This is a genomic window from Sphingobium sp. (assembly GCF_036170395.1).
Taxonomy (GTDB): domain Bacteria; phylum Pseudomonadota; class Alphaproteobacteria; order Sphingomonadales; family Sphingomonadaceae; genus Sphingobium.
The window spans coordinates 89684-105334 of sequence record NZ_JAVHPD010000005.1 but is presented as its reverse complement, the minus strand read 5'-3'; the positions used below and the strand labels follow the sequence as shown (position 1 = coordinate 105334).

General features: G+C 65.1%; 18 protein-coding genes. 11 read left to right on the top strand and 7 right to left on the bottom strand.

Features of this window, described 5'->3' with window-relative positions:
* The 4 genes from V2B31_RS01495 to dcm form a co-directional block, all read right to left on the bottom strand.
* Positions 1-382: UvrD-helicase domain-containing protein (locus V2B31_RS01495; RefSeq protein WP_328274602.1), on the bottom strand; the 382-nt coding region annotated here is incomplete at its 3' end.
* A 212-nt stretch (positions 383-594) separates the two neighbouring features.
* A complete protein-coding gene (locus V2B31_RS01490) occupies positions 595-1773 on the bottom strand; it encodes a type II restriction endonuclease (RefSeq protein ID WP_328274584.1) in 1179 nt (392 codons plus the stop codon).
* A 39-nt stretch (positions 1774-1812) separates the two neighbouring features.
* A complete protein-coding gene (locus V2B31_RS01485; RefSeq protein WP_328274582.1) occupies positions 1813-2265 on the bottom strand; it encodes a very short patch repair endonuclease in 453 nt (150 codons plus the stop codon).
* Positions 2258-3499: a DNA (cytosine-5-)-methyltransferase gene (gene dcm / locus V2B31_RS01480; protein WP_328274580.1), complete on the bottom strand. Its 1242-nt coding sequence runs from the start codon at positions 3497-3499 to the stop codon at positions 2258-2260. The genes V2B31_RS01485 and dcm overlap by 8 nt, the downstream gene beginning before the upstream one ends.
* A 324-nt stretch (positions 3500-3823) precedes the next feature.
* On the opposite strand from dcm, the gene trbB reads away from it, so the two are divergent.
* The 11 genes from trbB to V2B31_RS01425 are packed head-to-tail and all read left to right on the top strand — an operon-like array spanning position 3824 to position 13396.
* Positions 3824-4810 (top strand): P-type conjugative transfer ATPase TrbB, encoded by a 987-nt coding sequence (trbB, locus tag V2B31_RS01475; RefSeq protein WP_328274578.1) that lies wholly within the window; start codon positions 3824-3826, stop codon positions 4808-4810.
* Positions 4807-5139, top strand: a complete 333-nt coding sequence (locus tag V2B31_RS01470) for a TrbC/VirB2 family protein (protein WP_443021794.1) — start codon at positions 4807-4809, stop codon at positions 5137-5139. The genes trbB and V2B31_RS01470 overlap by 4 nt, the downstream gene beginning before the upstream one ends.
* Positions 5139-5408 carry a VirB3 family type IV secretion system protein gene (locus tag V2B31_RS01465; protein ID WP_328274576.1) on the top strand — a complete coding sequence of 90 codons (270 nt, stop codon included), beginning with the start codon at positions 5139-5141 and terminating at the stop codon, positions 5406-5408. Before V2B31_RS01470 ends, V2B31_RS01465 begins: the two co-directional genes overlap by 1 nt.
* Positions 5405-7846, top strand: coding sequence for a conjugal transfer protein TrbE (gene trbE / locus V2B31_RS01460; RefSeq protein WP_328274574.1), 2442 nt, complete (start codon positions 5405-5407; stop codon positions 7844-7846). The genes V2B31_RS01465 and trbE overlap by 4 nt, the downstream gene beginning before the upstream one ends.
* Positions 7843-8559 (top strand): P-type conjugative transfer protein TrbJ, encoded by a 717-nt coding sequence (gene trbJ, locus V2B31_RS01455; RefSeq protein ID WP_328274572.1) that lies wholly within the window; start codon positions 7843-7845, stop codon positions 8557-8559. Before trbE ends, trbJ begins: the two co-directional genes overlap by 4 nt.
* 8 nt (positions 8560-8567) lie before the next feature.
* Positions 8568-8873, top strand: coding sequence for a putative entry exclusion protein TrbK-alt (gene trbK-alt, locus V2B31_RS01450; protein WP_328274570.1), 306 nt, complete (start codon positions 8568-8570; stop codon positions 8871-8873).
* Positions 8870-10258: a P-type conjugative transfer protein TrbL gene (trbL, locus tag V2B31_RS01445; protein WP_328274568.1), complete on the top strand. Its 1389-nt coding sequence runs from the start codon at positions 8870-8872 to the stop codon at positions 10256-10258. The genes trbK-alt and trbL overlap by 4 nt, the downstream gene beginning before the upstream one ends.
* Before the next feature lie 3 nt (positions 10259-10261).
* The gene (trbF, locus tag V2B31_RS01440) at positions 10262-10945 is read left to right on the top strand and encodes a conjugal transfer protein TrbF (RefSeq protein ID WP_328274567.1); all 684 of its coding nucleotides are present in this window, start codon (positions 10262-10264) and stop codon (positions 10943-10945) included.
* On the top strand, positions 10942-11967 hold the full coding sequence (gene trbG, locus V2B31_RS01435; protein WP_328274565.1) for a P-type conjugative transfer protein TrbG: 1026 nt from the start codon (positions 10942-10944) through the stop codon (positions 11965-11967). Before trbF ends, trbG begins: the two co-directional genes overlap by 4 nt.
* Entirely contained in the window at positions 11964-13178 is a 1215-nt protein-coding gene (locus V2B31_RS01430) for a TrbI/VirB10 family protein (RefSeq protein ID WP_328274563.1), read from the top strand. Before trbG ends, V2B31_RS01430 begins: the two co-directional genes overlap by 4 nt.
* Positions 13175-13396 carry a DUF2274 domain-containing protein gene (locus V2B31_RS01425; RefSeq protein WP_328274561.1) on the top strand — a complete coding sequence of 74 codons (222 nt, stop codon included), beginning with the start codon at positions 13175-13177 and terminating at the stop codon, positions 13394-13396. The genes V2B31_RS01430 and V2B31_RS01425 overlap by 4 nt, the downstream gene beginning before the upstream one ends.
* A 17-nt stretch (positions 13397-13413) precedes the next feature.
* Here V2B31_RS01425 and V2B31_RS01420 read toward each other — a convergent pair whose 3' ends face one another.
* The 3 genes from V2B31_RS01420 to V2B31_RS01410 are packed head-to-tail and all read right to left on the bottom strand — an operon-like array spanning position 13414 to position 15637.
* Complete coding sequence (locus V2B31_RS01420; protein ID WP_328274559.1) at positions 13414-13722, bottom strand: hypothetical protein; 309 nt, start codon at positions 13720-13722, stop codon at positions 13414-13416.
* Positions 13719-14666: a LysR family transcriptional regulator gene (locus tag V2B31_RS01415; protein ID WP_328274557.1), complete on the bottom strand. Its 948-nt coding sequence runs from the start codon at positions 14664-14666 to the stop codon at positions 13719-13721. Before V2B31_RS01415 ends, V2B31_RS01420 begins: the two co-directional genes overlap by 4 nt.
* Positions 14667-14698: 32 nt before the next feature.
* Positions 14699-15637, bottom strand: a complete 939-nt coding sequence (locus V2B31_RS01410; protein WP_328274555.1) for a 3-methyl-2-oxobutanoate hydroxymethyltransferase — start codon at positions 15635-15637, stop codon at positions 14699-14701.
* Positions 15638-15651 lie beyond the last annotated feature (14 nt).

Genomic DNA, 15651 nt, shown 5'->3' with positions numbered 1-15651 from the left:
CGCTCGGACTGCGACAGTGGGCACATGAGTTCTGATCAATGCGCGTTGGTATAAGACTTGCCGCAGGATCATAGCCGGAATGGATGGCCCACGCGTGGGCGTCCACGGTGGCCACCTTCACGGCGAAGGCTGCATCGCCGATATAGCTGTGAAGTCTGGCCCGGATCTCCGCGATCGCTGTCCGCGTAAAGCTGATCATCCACGTCTGGGACGGACGGACATCCTCCGCGAGAACAAGATGGCCAAGGCGTGCGCAGGCGACAGCGGTCTTCCCGGTGCCCGGCCCCGCATCAACGATCAGCCGGCGATCTGCCGCAGCTAGGATCACGGCCTTTTGCGACGGGTCCCAGTCGCCAGACGACGTGGCGGCTGCCGTCAGCATCGCCAAGCGCTCTTGGCCATCTGGATCCGAATTAGCTTCAATTGCCCCCCAAGAACACGCAACTTCCTCAATCAAACCTGGACGCAGGGCGCGCCACGGGTCAACGAACTAATGATCCAGATCACCAGTGACGCCTAAATTGCGGCAACTTATTCCTTCTCCAGAATTCCATAAAAAGAAATAAGGTTTTCTCAACGTCACCCCGGAGCAGATCATCCATCCTGTCGATCACGCACAACCGACAGGAAACTGGCCACATCCATCAGCCAAGCCTGCTGTGTCAGGCGATAGGTTGTGTGCAGTCGCTGTGGCACGATGAGCTGAAGCTTTTTAGCCTGCATTTCGTCGGTCTGGTTTTCCGAAACGCCTGGTTCCAGCGTCAACAGATGCTTGTCCTCGATCCGCACGGCCTCGGAAAGCACCTGACGCCAGCGATCCTTGAGAGTGGACTTCGCGCCAAGCATGGTCAGGCGCGCGGCGGGGAAGTCGGGATCACGATATTCCTGCTGCCCCGGAAACAGGAAATCGGGCTTGTTGCGGTTTTCGGTTTCGGCGCCGCGCACATAGCGAATGCCCTGCGCACCGAATACCGCCTCCAGATGGTTTTCCAGTGCTTGTCCCGCGCGCGCCTTTCGCCGGTTCTGGACGCTGAGCGAAAAGGACAGAAAGCCATCCACATCCGCGCCATCCGGCATGCGGAAACCATCGCCGATCCTAGCCGCGACGATGCGCCGTTCCAAGCGGCGGAACAGTTGCTCCTCCCGGTCCATCCAGTCGATGAGCGCGCGATCAGGATCATCGGCGGCGGACACTTCCGGCAGGGACGATCGCGCCAGCTCCGAGAATATCCGGGTCGTGGGAAACGCCAGCCCGAATTTCTCGATCAGACTGTCAAGCTGATCCGCCTCCGGCTCCTCCGGCTCGATTCCCAGTTCGTCGAGGATATAGCGTGCCGCAAAATCCAGTTCGGCATTATTGTTGCCGTCAATCTCCTGAAAGGTGAAACCGAATTCCGCCTGCTCCTCGATACCGAACAGCCAGACAAGCTGGTTCTGGATGGTGCCGGACGGCGTGATGACAACGAGGATCGAGCCGTCCCGCTGCAGGGCGAGAAAAAGCATGTCGCCCGGCTGCATCAGTTCGGTGACCGTGTTGCCGGAATAATAGAGATGATATTCCGCTGCCCTCGGCTTGCCCTTCCGGACATTGGACCAGCTCATGAAGCCGTCCTCGGCCAGAGCTTCCTGCTCGCCGGAAATCCAGATGAAATGGGTCGGAATGCCACGCCGGTCGTCTTCGCCCAGCAGTCGCCGGAGTGGCCGAGTGCCCTGAAACTCGTGCTGATTTGATTTCTCGGTGATCGTTTCGACCAGCGTCAGCTTCTTCGCCACGACGCCCGTGAACAGGTCCGACAACATCCCCCGTCGCATTCATCTTCCCCTGATTTCGATTCGTTGCCGGTCCGATCCGAGCCATTCTGCGCAGGCCGAGATCACATCCTCAAGCGGCAACCGGGTGCGGCCTTTCAGCGCGCATTCCCATACGATGCCCTGCCGCCAGCCGGCTTGCGCCAGCGCGGCGTCGGTGCGCACATCGACCTCGCGATTGCGCCCGATCTTGGTCTGCCAGAACTCCGGCCGGGTCGAGGGCCACTTGAACAGATGGCAATCATGGCCATGCCAGAAGCAGCCGTGCGCAAGGATGACGGCACGATAGCGCGGCAGGACGATATCCGGTTTTCCCGGCAGGGCCGAGTCATGGAGCCGGAAACGAAAGCCCCGTGCGTGAAGGCCCTTGCGCAACAGCAGTTCGGGTTTTGTGTTCGTCCCCCGAATACCCGCCATCATCCGGCTGCGCACGTCAGCCGGAACAATGTCAGCCATGCGCGGCAACCGGCTCCCGGTCGGGACGCGTGACGACAATCGGCGCTTCAACCGGACGATCGGAGCCGTTCGAGAGCGCCGCCTCGATATGCGGTTTCATGGCTTCGGCGATAAACTCGACCACCGGCACGACAACGGCATTACCGAACTGGCGATAGGCCTGCGTGTCGGACACGGGGATCTTCCACCGACGCTCACCCCGGTCGAAGCCCATAAGCCGCGCGCATTCGAGCGGTGTCAAGCGACGTGGACGCTTGCTAGGTTGCGCTACAAGCACCTCGGAGCCGTCCTTGTAGTAACGCGCCGAGAGGGTCCGCGTCACATCGTCGGGACCAAACAGGCTGAAGCCGAAGCCATTGCCCTTCGCGTTGTGCTTTTCCTTGTAGGCCTGCAGATATTCCCACAGCCGCTCGGTCAGCGTGTATTTGGGATCGACCTCGTCATGCGGCTGGAGGATGCTGCCGAGCTTCGGGCCGCCCTGCGGCAGCTTCAGGCCCTTAAGATCAAACGTGGTCGGTTCGCGAAAGCCGACGATGAAGATGCGCTCGCGCTTCTGCGGCACCCAGTGCTCGGAACTGATGACGCGCGTCTGGACATGATAGCCCAGCTCGTTTTCCAGCACGTTCATGATCGTGGCGAAGGTGCGGCCTTTGTCGTGGCTTTCGAGGTTCTTGACGTTCTCCAGCACGAATGCCGCAGGACGGTGATGGGCAATGATCTGGGCGGTGTCGAAGAACAGCGTGCCCTGCGTGTCGCAAAGGAAACCATGTGGACGGCCGAGCGCATTCTTCTTGGACACGCCCGCTATCGAGAAGGGCTGGCAGGGGAAGCCGGCTAGCAGGATATCATGCTCGGGAATGCGATCCGGGTTCTCCGCATACTCGCGAATGTCGCCGGCAAGCGGATGATTGTCGCGAAAGTTCTGCGCATAGGTTTTCTGCGCATTTTCATCCCATTCGGACGTGAAGACGCAATGCCCGCCGATCCCCTGAAAGCCGATGCGCAGACCACCGATTCCCGCGAAGAGATCGATGAACCGGAAAGATACAGGGCGGGGCGGCTGGGCGGATTTCCTCGCCGCTTCCTTAAGGACGCGCACTCCAAGGGGAGACGGTCGACCTGTACCATTGGCATAGCGGGCAACCGTGCGTTCTGATACGGACAGCAGCGACGCGGCCTCTCCATGCGTCAGCCCGGCGCGATCGCAGAGCTGGTTAAATTCGTTCTGCCGCACCGCTGATTTTCTCATTGCTCGCCCTCACTGTGTCGATTTTCGCCACATTGGCAGAAGGATTCCCAGAGAACAAGTTTGTTCTCACGATGTTCCAAGACTGGGTCGGGGATATTTGGAATCGCGCTGGCACGACGGGGTTGTGGGCAGATTGTTTCGGACAGGCGGAGCCAGCGAACCCCAAGCGGCGCGCTACGCCATTCCCTGTATTTCTTCGCTACGCTTCGACGCGAGTATTTCCTTGTTGAATCGCGGATTTTTCCAGCTCTTTTGATGGACCCCTGACGCCGGGCGGCGGTTCGCCCGGCCCATCGCAGGGGCCGTTTCTTGTCCGTTCAGCCGATCAGATCCGAAGCTAACACACGCGGCGCGCGGATGCTGCGCACGGCGCTCGGCCCGTCGATCACGGCCTGGCTCGATGATGCCGCGGTTATCGAGGTGATGCTGAACCCGGACGGCCGGCTATGGGTCGATCGGCTGAGAGAGGGGATTTCCGATACCGGCATGATGCTGGCCGCCGCCGACGGCGAACGGATCATCCGCCTGGTCGCGCACCATGTCGGCGTCGAGGTCCATGCGCGGTCTCCGCGCGTCTCGGCCGAACTGCCGGAAGGCGGCGAGCGGTTCGAGGGGCTGTTGCCGCCCGTCGTCGCAGCTCCGGCCTTCGCCATCCGCAAGCCCGCCGTCGCCGTCTTCACGCTCGACGACTATGCGGCGGCCGGAATCATGTCAGCCGCCGAGGCCGCAGCACTCCGCGATGGCGTCGTCGCCCGCGCCAACATCCTCGTCGCCGGCGGCACCGGCAGTGGCAAGACCACCCTGGTCAATGCTCTGCTGGCGGAAGTCGCCAAGACCGCCGATCGCGTCGTCTTGATCGAAGACACGCGCGAGCTGCAATGCGCCGCGCCCAACCTCGTCGCCATGCGGACCAAGGATGGCGTCGTCTCGCTGTCCGATCTAGTCCGGTCCAGCCTACGCCTGCGCCCCGACCGCATCCCCATCGGCGAGGTTCGCGGCGCGGAAGCCCTCGACCTCCTGAAAGCCTGGGGCACCGGACACCCCGGTGGCATCGGCACCATCCATGCCGGGACCACGCTCGGCGCGCTGCGCCGCATGGAGCAGCTCATTCAGGAGGCCGTCGTGACGGTCCCCCGCGCGCTGCTCGCCGAGACCATCGACCTGATCGCCGTGCTTGTCCGCGACGGACACGGGCGCCGCCTTGCCGAGCTGGCCCGAGTCCAAGGACTCGACCCCGCCACCGGCGACTACCGCCTCACCTCGCTTTCCACCGCCCAACCGGGAGACCTGCCATGATCCATGCCCTTCGGCATGGCGCACACCGCGCCATGCTCACCGCATCCGCCAGCGTGATTGCGCTGACATTCGCCTTTCCGGCTTACGCGGGCGGATCGTCGATGCCGTGGGAAGCGCCGCTCCAGTCGATCCTCGAAAGCATCGAAGGGCCGGTGGCCAAGATCATCGCGGTCATCATCATTATCGTGACCGGCCTGACGCTCGCCTTCGGCGACACGTCGGGCGGCTTCCGCAGGCTGATCCAGATCGTATTCGGCCTTTCGATCGCCTTCGCCGCGTCGAGTTTCTTCCTGTCGTTCTTCTCGTTCGGCGGCGGAGCGCTCGTCTGATGGAAGCCGGCGAGCAGATCGCGGGCTTTCATGCCCCCGTCCACCGGGCGTTGACCGAGCCGATATTGCTCGGCGGCGCGCCGCGGGCGCTCGCCATCGTCAACGGCACGCTGGCCGGCGCCATCGGCCTTGGCCTACGGCTCTGGATCGCCGGCCTAGTCATCTGGGCGATCGGCCACGCGATCGCGGTCTGGGCGGCGCGGCGCGACCCGCAGTTCGTCGACGTCGCCCGCCGCCACCTCCGTTACCCGACATGGATGCAGCCATGATGAGCTTGCGTGAATACCGCAGCACGGCCGCGCGCCTTGCCGACTTCCTGCCATGGGCCGCCCTGGTCGGCGAAGGCGTGGTGCTCAACAAGGACGGGTCGTTCCAGCGCACGGCGCGGTTTCGCGGCCCCGATCTCGACAGCGCAACACCCGCCGAGCTGGTCGCGACGAGCGCACGATTGAACAGCGCGCTCCGCCGGCTCGGATCGGGCTGGGCGATTTTCGTCGAGGCGCAGCGCACGCCCGCGCTCGACTACCCGGAATCCGAATTTCCCGATCCGGTGTCCGCGCTCGTGGACATGGAACGCCGTGAACAATTCCGCGAGGAAGGCGCCCACTTCGAGAGCGCCTATTACCTGACGCTATTGTGGATGCCGCCGGCCGAAGAAGCCGCTCGCGCCGAAGGCTGGCTCTACGAAGGCCGCGCAACCAACGGTGTCGATCCGTGGGAGCTGCTCAAGGGCTTCACCGATCGCAGCGACCGTGTGCTCAATCTAGTCGAAGGCTTCATGCCCGAGGTCCGCTGGCTCGATGACGCCGAGACACTGACCTACCTGCACAGCACGATCTCGACACGCCGCCAGCGCGTCCGCGTGCCGGAAACCCCGATGCACCTCGACGCGCTGCTGGCCGACGAGCCGCTGACCGGGGGACTTGAACCGCGCCTGGGCGAGCATCATCTTCGCACGCTGACAATCACGGGCTTCCCGAGTGTCACCTTCCCCGGACTGCCCGACGAGCTGAACCGGCTCGCCTTTGAGTATCGCTGGTCCACTCGCGCGATCATGCTCGACAAGACCGACGCGACCAAGCTGCTGACCCGCATTCGCCGCCAGTGGTTCGCCAAGCGCAAATCCGTCGCCGCCATCTTGAAAGAGGTGATGACCAACGAGGCGAGCACATTGCTCGACAGCGACGCCTCGAACAAGGCTGCCGACGCCGACACCGCCCTGCAGGAGTTGGGCGCAGACTATGCGGGCATGGCCTATGTCACCGCGACGGTGACGGTGTGGGACCGCGATCCCGCCATCGCCACCGAGAAGCTGCGGCTGGTGGAGAAGGTCATCCAGGGCCGCGATTTCACCGTCATCCCCGAAGGGATGAACGCAATCGAGGCATGGCTGGGGAGCCTGCCCGGCCACACCTACGCCAATGTCCGCCAACCCCCGATCTCCACCATCAATCTCGCCCACCTGATCCCTCTCTCAGCGGTGTGGGCGGGGCCGGAACGGGACGAGCACTTCGGCGCTCCCCCCTTGCTTTACGGCAAGACCGAAGGCTCGACCCCGTTCCGGTTTTCCCTTCACGCCGATGGCAGCGACGTCGGCCACACGCTGATCGTCGGGCCGACCGGCGCCGGCAAGTCCGTGCTGCTCGCGCTGATGGCGATGCAGTTCCGCCGCTACAAGAATGCCCGGGTCTTCGCCTTCGACTTCGGCGGCAGCATCCGCGCCGCCGCGATCGGCATGGGCGGGGACTGGCAGGATCTCGGCGGGATGCTCGCCGATGAGGCCGGCGACGGCGTGCAGCTTCAACCGCTCGCGGGCATCCACGATCCTGCGGAGCGTGCTTGGGCGGCGGAATGGCTGGCGGCGATCCTGACCAGCGAAGGCGTGGCGGTCGATCCACAGGCCAAGGAGCATATCTGGTCGGCGCTCGGCTCGCTGGCGTCCGCGCCCGTTGCGGAACGGACACTGACCGGCCTGGCCGTGCTTCTCCAGAGCCAGCAGCTCAAGCAGGCGCTCGCGCCGTACTGCATCGGCGGGCCGTGGGGCCGGCTGCTCGACGCCGAGGCCGAGCGGCTCGGCGAAGCCGATGTGCAAGCCTTCGAGACAGAGGGCCTAATCGGCGCCGGCTCGGCAGCCGCGGTGTTGTCCTATCTGTTCCACCGGATCGAGGGTCGGCTCGATGGCTCGCCGACCCTCATCATCATCGACGAGGGCTGGCTGGTTCTCGACAGCCCGGACTTTGCCGCGCAGCTCCGCGAGTGGTTGAAGACGCTTCGGAAAAAGAACGCGAGCGTCGTTTTCGCCACGCAGAGCCTCGCGGACATCGAATCGTCGAGCATCGCGCCGGCCATCATTGAAAGCTGCCCGACCCGCATATTCCTGCCGAACGAGCGCGCGGCCGAACCGCAGATCGCGGCGATCTACGAGCGGTTCGGGCTCAACGCCCGCCAGATCGAAATACTCAGCCGCGCGATGCCCAAGCGCGACTATTACTGCCAGTCCCGGCGCGGCAACCGACTGTTCGAGCTGGGGCTAGGCGAAGTGGCGCTGGCGTTCGCCGCGGCATCGTCGAAGACCGACCAGCTCCGCATCGCCGAGATCACTGAAACCCACGGGGCATCCGCCTTCGCCGCCGAATGGCTGCGGCATCGCGGCTGCGCCTGGGCCGTCGAACTTCTTCCCCCCAGCCAGCAGGAGTTACCGCTATGAAGACGAAAATTCTGCGCCGCGCCATCGTGGCCGGCGTTCTCGCTGCGTCGGGCGTCATCGGCATCACCGTTGCCAGCCCGGCTTATGCTCAGTTCGGCGGGATCGTCTATGACCCGACCAACTATGCGCAGAATGTGCTGACGGCCGCCCGGTCGCTCCAGCAGATCAACAACCAGATCCAGCAAATCCAGAACCAGGCGACCAGCCTCATCAACGAGGCGCGCAATCTGGCGTCGCTGCCGTTCAGTTCGCTTCAGCAGTTGCAGCAGCAGGTGCAGCGCACCCAGCAGCTTCTCGGAGAGGCGCAGCGCATCGCCTACGACGTCCAGAACGTCCAGCAGGCGTTCACCGACCGCTACAAGGGCGCAGCGCTAACGGGCGATCACGCCCGGATGGTGGCCAACGCCAATGCCCGCTGGGAGGATAGCGTCGGCGCGTTCGAGGACGTGCTGAAGGTGCAGGCGGGCGTTGTCGGCAACATCGACGGCGCCCGCACAACCATGAATAACCTGGTCTCGGCCAGCCAGTCCGCGACCGGCGCGCTTCAGGCGACACAGGCCGGAAACCAGCTTCTCGCCCTGCAATCGCAACAACTCGCCGACCTCACCGCCGCAGTCGCGGCGCAGGGCCGTGCACAAGCACTGCAATCGGCTCGGCAGGCGGCCGAGGAAGCCGAAGGCCGCGAGCGGTTCCGCCGCTTCATGGGCAACTGAGGCAAGCCATGTCGCGCACGGCGAAGATCGCGGGGGTGGCAGGGCTGGCGGGGCTGATGATGACGGTGGCGATCATCGCTGCTGTGCGGCCGGAGGCGCCCGCGCCATCGCCACGTCTCACCATGTCGGCAGAGGGCGGCGGGGACCGGCTCGCCCGCGAGCTGGATCGCTGCGCAACGCTCACCATGCCAGACTCGGGCTGCGAAGCGGCCTGGGCCGAGAACCGCCGCCGCTTCTTCCGCCAGGACGAGCCTGCCATCGAAACCGGGCGCGATGGCGACGTTTCGCCATCCGCCAAAGGCGACGCGCCATGAACGATACCAGTATCATCGACACCTTCCTGGCCGTCTTTACCAGTTACATCGACAGCGGGTTTGGCCTGCTTGGCGGCGAGGTTGGGTTCCTCTCGACCACACTCATTGCCATCGATGTGACACTCGCCGGTCTGTTCTGGGCCTGGGGTGCGGACGAGGACGTGCTTCAACGCCTCGTCAAGAAGACGCTCTACATCGGCACTTTCGCCTTCATCATCGGCAATTTCTCGTCGCTCGCCAATATCGTGTTCCAGTCCTTCGCCGGGCTCGGCCTCCAAGCCAGCGGCGGGGCGATGTCGATCGCCGATTTTATGAAGCCGGGCACGATCGCTGCGACCGGCCTTCAAGCCGGCAAGCCGTTGCTCGACGCGGCGGGTCAATTTTCCAGCCTCTGGGCCTTCTTCGCCAATGCCGCGCTGATCCTCGTGTTGCTGATCGCCTGGCTGATCGTGGTGCTCGCCTTTTTCATCATCGCGGTGCAAGTCTTCATCACGCTGATCGAGTTCAAGCTGGTGACGCTGGCCGGCTTTGTGCTGCTGCCGTTCGCCTTCTTCAACAAGACCTCCTTCATGGCCGAGCGCGTGCTGGGCCATGTTGTCTCGACCGGCATCAAGGTGCTGGTTCTCGCCGTCATCACGGGCATCGGCACGACTCTGTTCAGCCAGTTCACGAGCGCCGGCCTCGGCGTCGAGCCAGACATCAATCAGGTCATGGCGATTGCGCTCGCCGCGCTGTCACTGTTCGGGCTCGCGATCTTCGGTCCCAGCATCGCCAATGGCATCGTCTCGGGCGGGCCGCAGCTCGGGGCGGGCTCGGCGGCCGGAACCACCCTTGCAGCCGGTGGTGCGCTGGTCGGCGGTGCAGCCGCTGCACGGCTCGGTGTCGGAGCCGCCGGTTCCGCCATTGGTGCGACCGGCCGGATGACCGGCGCTGCCGCGCGTGGCGGTGCTCAGGCCGCAGGTGGAGCCGCCAGCGCCTACAGCCTCGGCTCGTTCGGCAAGAGCGGTGCAAGCGCCGTGGTCAGCGGCATGTCCGCAGTTGGTCACGCCGCAGCGGGGAGCGCTGCAAACGCCGCCCTCTCGCCGTTGCGTAAGGCGGCCGCCAAGGGCGGCGAGGCGATGAAGGCCAGCTTCCGCTCCGGCGCCCGTGCTGGGTTCACCACCAGCGGCGGTACGATCACCGGCGGACCAGCGGCGGCCACGGTTTCGACGGCGAGTACCGCAGCCGCTTCCCCGGCCACTAGCGGCGGCGGTGCGCCTGCCTGGGCGGCCGCGATGAAGCGCCGCCAGTCCGTGACACACGGCGCGACCGTGCTCGCCCACACGATGAAGGGTGGCGACAGCCACGGTGGCGGTCCCGGTCCCGACATCAAAGAGAAGGACTGATCCATGTTTCGACGCCCAACCATCCGCTACGGCCAGACACCAGAACCCACGACACCCTATCAGCGCGCCGCTCAGGTGTGGGATGACCGCATCGGCTCCGCCCGCGTGCAGGCGAAGAACTGGCGGCTCGCCTTCTTCGGTGCGCTGACGCTATCGGGCGGGCTTGCGGGTGGCCTGGTGTGGCAGTCGGCGCGCGGCCATATCGTGCCCTGGGTGGTGCAGGTCGATCGGCTGGGCGAGGCACAGGCAGTTGCGCCGGCCGAGACCGGCTATCGACCGACCGATCCGCAGATCGCATTCCATCTCGCCCGCTTCATCGAGCAGGTCCGCGCCATCCCGGCCGATCCGGTCATCGTCCGCCAGAACTGGCTCAGGGCCTATGATTTCACCACCGACAAAGGCGCGCTCGCGCTCAATGACTATGCCCGCGCCAACGACCCGTTCGCCAATGTTGGCAAGGTTCAGGTCGCTGTGGACGTGTCGAGCGTCATCCGCGCCTCACCCGACAGCTTCCGGGTCGCCTGGACCGAGCGCCGCTATCAGGACGGCAGCCTCGCCGCGACCGAACGCTGGTCCGCGATCCTCACCGTCGTCGTCCAGCCCCCGCGCACCCCCGACGCGCTGCGTCGCAATCCGCTCGGTGTCTTCGTCAACGCCCTCAACTGGTCAAAGGAGCTCTCGCAATGACGCAAACGCCTTTCCGTCCCTCCGCTTCGGCGGCGTTGCTGCTGTCGGCCGCCGCGCTCGCCGGCTGCGCCACCACCTCCGCCAAGACGCCGACGGTCGCCTACGACGAACCGCCTCCCGAAATCGCGGCTACGCCGGCGCCCAAGCCGCCTACGCCCGTCGCCGTGGTGATGATCCCCGAGCCGCTGCCGCTCCCCGGCCAGTTGAAGCCACTGGCGAGGAGCGCCCCGCCGCCTGAGCCCGCCGATCCCCGGCGCCGCGTCGGAGCGGCCAACACCGCCGCCCGCGTGCAGCCTGCGCGCGACGGCTTCCTCAATGCGATCCAGCAATATCCCTGGACCGACGGCGCGCTCTATCAGGTCTATGCCGCGCCCGGCCAGGTGACGGACATCGCCTTGCAGGAAGGCGAGCAGCTCGTTGGGCCGGGGCCGGTCGCGGCGGGCGATACTGTGCGCTGGATCATTGGCGACACGGTGAGCGGCAGCGGTCCTACGGCGCGGGTGCATATCCTGGTAAAGCCGACGCGCCCCGACATCGGCACCAACCTCGTCATCAACACCGACCGGCGCACCTATCATTTGGAGCTGCGCGCGACGGCTTCGACCTACATGGCGTCGGTCTCCTGGACCTATCCCCATGACGCGCTGATCGCCTTACAAAGCCGCAACGCCGCGGCGGCAAACACCGCGCCGGTGGCAAGCGGCGTAGAAGTGTCTGCGCTCAATTTTCGCTACCGCATCGAGGGCGACCGCGCGCCGTGGAAGCCGGTTCGCGCCTTCGACGATGGTCGCCAGGTCTTCATCGAGTTTCCGGGCAGGATCGCGCAGGGCGAGATGCCGCCGTTGTTCGTGACTGGCGCGGCCGGCGGTGCCGAGCTGATCAATTACCGCGTGCAGGGCCGCTACATGGTGGTCGATCGCCTGTTCGCCGCCGCCGAGCTGCGTCTGGGCGACAAGCGTAGCGAACAGCGTGTCCGCATCGTGCGCGACGGCGCGGACGCGCGCCGGAGGGGGCGGCCGTGAGCGACCCGACCGATACGCCCGCCGCCGAGCCGGCCGCGCCGCGCTCCGATCCCCAAGCCTTCCAGCTTCGCGGCGACCCGCCGCGCGTCATGCGCCTGTCGCGCAAGGCGCTCGCCGTCGTCGGCGTCGCCGCCGGCCTCGGTATCGGCGGCTCGCTGATCTATGCGCTCAGACCAGCAGGCGAGAAGGAAGCGAAGGAACTCTACAGCACCGACAGCCGCGCCACGTCCGAGACCATCACCTCTGGACCGAGGGACTATGCCCAGGCGCCGAAGCTCGGGCCGCCGCTCCCCGGCGACCTCGGCGGTCCCATCGTCTCCGCCCAGCGGCGCGGCGAGAATGTCCTGGGTCCTCCGGTCGGTGTGCAGCCGGCCCAGCCCGATCCCCGCGCCCAGGCCGCAGAGGCGGCCCGCCAGCGCGCCCAACAGGAGCGCGATGCTGCCCGTATGAGCGGCGTGTTCCTCGGCGGGAATGCTGCCAACGTCAGAACGACGCCAGCGTCGTCGCTGGTCCTGCCAGGGCAAGCCGCGCCGCAGCCGCAGCAGGCGAGCGCCGCTCAGGGCGACCAAGCCGCTAAGCGGGCCTTCATGGCGCAGGCGTCAAACCAGCGCACGGTGAGCGTCGAGCGGCTGGCCCAGCCCGCGTCGCCCAACATCGTTCAGGCCGGCAGCATCATCCCGGCTGCGCTTATCACCGGCATCCGGTCGGACCTTCCCGGCCAGATCACCGCGCAGGTGACGCAGAATATCTATGACAGCCCCACGGGGCGCATCCTGCTCATCCCGCAGGGCGCGCGGCTGATCGGCGAGTATGACAGCGAGATCGCCGCCGGGCAGACCCGCGTTCTGCTGGCCTGGGACCGGCTCATCATGCCGGATGGCCGCTCGATCGTTCTCGAGCGTCAGCCCGGCGCGGACGGAGCCGGCTTTGTGGGCCTCCAGGATCGCGTGAACCAGCATTGGGGCAATCTGCTCAAGGCGGCGGCCGTCTCGACGCTGCTCGGCGTAGGCGCCGAGTTGGGCGCCGACAGCGAGGACGATCTAACCCGTGCGCTGCGGCGGGGATCGCAGGACACCATCAATCAGACCGGCCAGCAGATCGTTCGTCGACAACTCAATGTGCAGCCGACGCTCACCATCCGGCCGGGGCACCCCTTGCGCGTGATCATTACACGCGACCTGGTGCTCGAACCCATCGGAGCGATGCGATGACGAAGCTGAAGCTGGGGCCGCTGGCCGACGACCGCCCGGTCAAACTCTCCGTGGAGCTGCCCGCGCCGGTTCACCGTGATCTCGTTGCCTACGCTGCGGCGCTCGCCGCCGAGACCGGGGCAGCGCCGGTCTCGCCCGAAAAATTGATTGCGCCCATGCTCACCCGATTCATGGAAACCGACCGGGCTTTTCGTCGGCATCGCGCGCAAGACAAGTAAAGGCGCGGTCGCCGTCCTCAGTTGCCCATGAATCGCTTGAAGCGGCCTCGGCCTTCCGCCTCGACGACGGCCTGCTCAGCATTGGCGCATTCGTCGCCCCTTACCGAGCCTTCCGCGCATTGCGTTACGATCTGCCGCGCCTCGTCGAGATGCACTGCGAAATACTGTGTTCCGCGCAGTGCGGCCGGCGCCACCGCTGCGGCGGACGGACTCGCAGCAGTTGCCGATAGACCGACCGGCACGATTACCGGGCGCAGCACGAAGCCAACCCCAAACCCGAGGGTCAGCGTGACAAGCGCGATGATGAGCGTCCTGCCACGCGTCATGACGGTTCCTTTCCCGATTGCTCTGTCGATGGTTGCGGCCCCGGCATAGGTGGCAGAGAATAGCGGACGGCCACGAAATCGAGAAAGCGCCGCAGCACGGCGTTCTCATTGTCCTCCCGCCAATAACCCGAGAATCCGACCCGCATATGCCCGTTGGTCTCGTGGACCTCCCGGAATGCCACTCCCGGAACCTGGATGCCGAGCGCGGATTCCACGACGATTGAGAGACGCCCGCCGAGTGCAATAGCACTGAGTACCGTGTCGCGTCCGATGTCGTCCATGTCGATCTCTGGCGTGTAACCGGGCATTCCAAGCTTGCCCACGAGCATGTTGCGTGTTTCCGGGCCGGGATCTCGTTCGGTCAGCAGGAAGCGTTCGCCGTTCAGGTCGGTCCAGTGGATGCGTTCGCGCTCGGTTAGCGGATGACTTTCTGGCATCGCTACCAGGATGCGCTCGCTCCATAACGGCCGACTCGTGAGGCCTGGGTAGGGTGCCTCGCCGATCATGATCGCGATGTCGAGCAAACCGCTTTCGATTCCCGCCAGCAGCATCTCGCGGTCCCGCTCGAATGCGCGCAGTTTCACCTCCGGATAGCGCTCGTCGAACTCGCTGAGAGTCGCGTGCAGGTTGCCGGCAGAGCGAGAGGTGTAGAAGCCTATTGCCAGCCTGCCGACATGACCGTTTTGCGTGGCGCGCACCCAAGCGTTCAGTTCCTCGAATTCTCGCACGATGCGTCGCGCCGTCCGCAGATAGGCATCTCCATTGTGGGTCAGCGCCGCGCCGCGCGTACCGCGATCGAACAGGGCCATGCCCAGTCGTTTTTCGACCTCAATGATGTGCCGGCTGAGTGTCGCCTGCTTGATGTTCATACTGCGCGCCGCCCGGCTGAAGCTGCCAGCCTCGGCCGCTGCGATCAGATAGCGAAGCTGGCGCAATTCGATCATGGCTGTTCAGCAGGCCTCTGATCGAAGAGCTATCAATCTGCCCAAGGATCAGACGAGGCCAGCGCCACAACATCGTCAATGGAGAGTAAAGTTGGCGGAGACAGTGGAAATTCGCCCGCGGCCGTGAGGGATAGCAAGGCGCCGATATGCTCTGCGATGGCAATGGCAGAATAGGCCATAGGGAACGCATCGACGGTCTCCCGCGCGGTAGGTGGAAAATAGCGTGCGCGGAAGCCCGGCTTGAAAACGGAATCCCAGATATTGAGTGATTGCCCCCCGGTTTCCGACTTACCGCTGAAGATTGCATAGCTCGGCAAGGCTTCGGGCCGATCGACAAGCGTGCGATGCACGAACTCGTCGACCTTCTCCAGAACGATGCTCTCGGCCCCCGCGTCTCGAACCTGCCGGGCTGAAGCGAACAGTGCATACGCGCCGTCCAGCGATCCGCCGACCCGGCCGCCATTGCCTCCCTGTGGGGTGTAGCCCAAATGGGCCATGACCCGGAAACCTTCCCGCGTCAGCCGCTCGACTATGGCAATGACCGCTTCCGAATGAACCTCCAGCTTAACGACGTCGGCGCCGGCACGGCGCATTCGGTCGGCGCTGCGGACCGCAATCTCGCCATTGACGACCGATCCATCCGGCATGTCGCCGACGATATAGGGAGCTTCGTAGGGAAAAAGCTGTTTTGCCCGATACGCAACTTCTTTGACCAATCCGGCCATGATCTCGAGGAACAGGGCCTGCTCGCCCTTCGCCAAGCGGGTGCTGTCCCGCCCCAGGTGCGTCATCAGGTAGGAATCCGAGACCATCAGGCAATCGAGCCGAATACCCATCTGGAGGACAGGGCTGTCGGCCATGGCTTTCGCGACCGCCTCGACCTCATAGTCGCGATAGAGGTTCAGCTTGATCGGGCGGCGGCTGTCGCCTCGCTGCCCATGAGCGGGCGCAACGAGTTCGGACATCAGCATCGGTATTCTCCTTG

Coding starts and splice junctions, on each gene's coding strand:
- V2B31_RS01485 (WP_328274582.1), bottom strand. CDS start 2,265: ATGGCTGACATTGTTCCGGCTGACGTGCGCAGCCGGATGATGGCGGGT.
- V2B31_RS01470 (WP_443021794.1), top strand. CDS start 4,807: ATGATCCATGCCCTTCGGCATGGCGCACACCGCGCCATGCTCACCGCA.
- V2B31_RS01465 (WP_328274576.1), top strand. CDS start 5,139: ATGGAAGCCGGCGAGCAGATCGCGGGCTTTCATGCCCCCGTCCACCGG.
- trbE (WP_328274574.1), top strand. CDS start 5,405: ATGATGAGCTTGCGTGAATACCGCAGCACGGCCGCGCGCCTTGCCGAC.
- trbJ (WP_328274572.1), top strand. CDS start 7,843: ATGAAGACGAAAATTCTGCGCCGCGCCATCGTGGCCGGCGTTCTCGCT.
- trbK-alt (WP_328274570.1), top strand. CDS start 8,568: ATGTCGCGCACGGCGAAGATCGCGGGGGTGGCAGGGCTGGCGGGGCTG.
- trbL (WP_328274568.1), top strand. CDS start 8,870: ATGAACGATACCAGTATCATCGACACCTTCCTGGCCGTCTTTACCAGT.
- trbF (WP_328274567.1), top strand. CDS start 10,262: ATGTTTCGACGCCCAACCATCCGCTACGGCCAGACACCAGAACCCACG.
- trbG (WP_328274565.1), top strand. CDS start 10,942: ATGACGCAAACGCCTTTCCGTCCCTCCGCTTCGGCGGCGTTGCTGCTG.
- V2B31_RS01425 (WP_328274561.1), top strand. CDS start 13,175: ATGACGAAGCTGAAGCTGGGGCCGCTGGCCGACGACCGCCCGGTCAAA.
- V2B31_RS01420 (WP_328274559.1), bottom strand. CDS start 13,722: ATGACGCGTGGCAGGACGCTCATCATCGCGCTTGTCACGCTGACCCTC.
- V2B31_RS01415 (WP_328274557.1), bottom strand. CDS start 14,666: ATGATCGAATTGCGCCAGCTTCGCTATCTGATCGCAGCGGCCGAGGCT.
- V2B31_RS01410 (WP_328274555.1), bottom strand. CDS start 15,637: ATGCTGATGTCCGAACTCGTTGCGCCCGCTCATGGGCAGCGAGGCGAC.